2 protein-coding genes are annotated in these 1,100 nt (G+C 37.8%); both read right to left on the reverse strand.

All coding sequences use genetic code 11. The features are described from left to right. Positions 1-663, reverse strand: a 663-nt coding sequence (locus WS44_RS09510) for a phospho-N-acetylmuramoyl-pentapeptide-transferase (protein WP_046434117.1), incomplete at its 3' end; no start/stop codon positions are given. Positions 664-669: 6 nt separating this feature from the next. After that, a partial coding sequence (locus WS44_RS09515; protein ID WP_288145745.1) for a PASTA domain-containing protein occupies positions 670-1,100 on the reverse strand: 431 nt, incomplete at its 5' end.

The raw sequence follows: 1,100 nt of genomic DNA on the forward strand, positions 1-1,100 counted from the left end.
GTTGAAAATAAAGAAGGCAATTAAACCACCGATTACACTCATACAAAAGGCCAAAACAGCAAAATTCTTTTGTTTAAATGCAATATAAGCATAAGTACCATAAGCCACAACCGATAAGCCAGTTGCTAAACCATCAAGTCCATCTGACAAGTTAACAGCGTTTGAGAAACCAACCAGCCAGAAAATAATGAAAATGATGAATAAAACTACGCTATGTACAACTCCGGCGAAAGGAATGTACAAGCCAAATTGGAAATGATCACTTGAAGCAATCATAACAATTACAATCGCAATAATAATTTGAAGAGCTAATTTTTGCCATGCTCTCAAACCTAAATTACGTTTGAAGTAAAGCTTGATTCCATCATCAAGAAAACCAATAATACCGTAGCCCAATAAACTGATAATCAGAATCCAGACTACTTTATTTAAACTATGTTGCCATGCAGCAACCCAAATAACGGAAACAACAGCAGCAATAACAAAAACTGTTCCTCCCATAGTTGGCGTACCAGACTTCTTCTGGTGCCATTTAGGACCCTCATCACGAATCTCTTGACCTTCATGGTGTGAACGCATGAATTTGATCAACATCGGTACAAAAATCACTGTCAAAATCAGTGAACTAACTAAGGCAATACAGCTTGCCAGCATAATATTCATTCTATGCTACTCCTTTAACTTAACTTTTATTTTCTGTCCGGCTTTTATTTCTGTTCCTTTAGCCACATCTTGACTAGCAACAGTTCCGGTTCCCTTTATACTAAATTTAACGTCTGTGAGGTTCGAGAACTCATGCAAATCGTTAATGCTCCAGCCACGCATGTCTGGGCAAGTCACTTTACCTGACGTAGATACAAATATCTTATCCCCTGACTCTAATCTTTCGCCCTTCTTGATGCCTTGATCAGTAACACGCTTGCCACTGCCAACTTTAACTATATTCAAACCAACTTGATTTGCTTTAATTGCAGCCTGCTTATATGTCATGCCTTTAAAGCTAGGTACTTCAACAGTGGTTGAAGAATTATCGTTTTTAGACATCGAGATGATTCTGCTCATCATTGGTTTAAAGATAGATGCCAAGATCTTTTCAGCAG

It is taken from the genome of Lactobacillus sp. N54.MGS-719 (assembly GCF_000980505.1).
Classification (GTDB): domain Bacteria; phylum Bacillota; class Bacilli; order Lactobacillales; family Lactobacillaceae; genus Lactobacillus; species Lactobacillus amylovorus.